The sequence below is a fragment of the Novosphingobium sp. Leaf2 genome (assembly GCF_001421325.1).
Taxonomy (GTDB): Bacteria; Pseudomonadota; Alphaproteobacteria; order Sphingomonadales; family Sphingomonadaceae; genus Novosphingobium.
Genome location: NZ_LMJY01000013.1, coordinates 1 through 1,560 on the forward strand (window position 1 = coordinate 1; position 1,560 = coordinate 1,560).

At 57.0% G+C, this 1,560-nt stretch carries 1 rRNA gene; it reads right to left on the minus strand.

The features are described 5' to 3' along the window. Positions 1–131: 131 nt before the first annotated feature. Positions 132–1,560 (minus strand): 16S ribosomal RNA (locus ASE49_RS09345); the annotation flags it as partial.

The window sequence follows — 1,560 nt, forward strand, 5'->3', positions numbered from 1 at the left end:
CAGGCACCTATTTGTTGATATTCCACCCTTGAGCACCCGCCACGAAACATTCGTCCGTGCAACGGGCATTCTCCTGACAACCCCCACCACCGGACATACATCCAGGACAGAAAGCTGTAGGTGCTCCTTAGAAAGGAGGTGATCCAGCCGCACCTTCCGGTACGGCTACCTTGTTACGACTTAGTCCCAATCGCCAGTCCCACCTTCGACRGCTCCCYCCCACAAGGGGTTAGGCCACCGGCTTCGGGTGTTACCAACTTTCGTGACTTGACGGGCGGTGTGTACAAGGCCCGGGAACGTATTCACCGCAGCGTTGCTGATCTGCGATTACTAGCGACTCCGACTTCATGGGGTCGAGTTGCAGACCCCAATCCGAACTGAGACCGGCTTTTTGGGATTAGCTCCACCTCACAGTATCGCAACCCTTTGTACCGGCCATTGTAGCATGCGTGAAGCCCAAGACATAAGGGGCATGATGATTTGACGTCGTCCCCACCTTCCTCCGAGTTGACCCCGGCAGTCTCCTATGAGTCCCCRCCATAACGYGCTGGCAACATAGAACGAGGGTTGCGCTCGTTGCGGGACTTAACCCAACATCTCACGACACGAGCTGACGACAACCATGCACCACCTGTAAACCGACCACAAGTGGGGCACCTGTTTCCAGGCGTTTCCGGTTCATGTCAAGCCTTGGTAAGGTTCTTCGCGTTGCATCGAATTAATCCGCATGCTCCGCCGCTTGTGCGGGCCCCCGTNCCCCCGTCAATTCCTTTGAGTTTTAGCCTTGCGGCCGTACTCCCCAGGCGGGGCACTTAATGCGTTAGCTACGGCGCGGAAAACGTGGAATGTCCCCCACACCTAGTGCCCAACGTTTACGGCATGGACTACCAGGGTATCTAATCCTGTTCGCTCCCCATGCTTTCGCTCCTCAGCGTCAGTTAATGCCCAGAGACCTGCCTTCGCCATCGGTGTTCCTCCTGATATCTGCGCATTYCACCGCTACACCAGGAATTCCARTCTCCCCTACMKCACTCYAGTCTGCCCGTACCCACCGCAGATCCGGAGTTGAGCCCCGGACTTTCACGGCAGACGCGACAAACCGCCTACGAGCTCTTTACGCCCAATAATTCCGGATAACGCTTGCRCCCTACGTATTACCGCGGCTGCTGGCACGTAGTTAGCCGGCGCTTCTTCTGCAGGTACCGTCACTTWCGCTTCTTCCCTACTGAAAGAGGTTTACAACCCGAAGGCCGTCATCCCTCACGCGGCGTCGCTGCATCAGGCTTCCGCCCATTGTGCAATATTCCCCACTGCTGCCTCCCGTAGGAGTCTGGGCCGTGTCTCAGTCCCAGTGTGGCCGGTCACCCTCTCAGGCCGGCTACCCGTCGTCGCCTTGGTGAGCCATTACCTCACCAACAAGCTGATAGGCCGCGAGTCCATCCMARACCGMAAAAGCTTTCCACCMMCCACCATGCGATGAKSAGTCATATCCGGTATTAGACCCAGTTTCCCAGGCTTATCCCAGAGTCAAGGGCAGGTTACTCACGTGTTACTCACCCG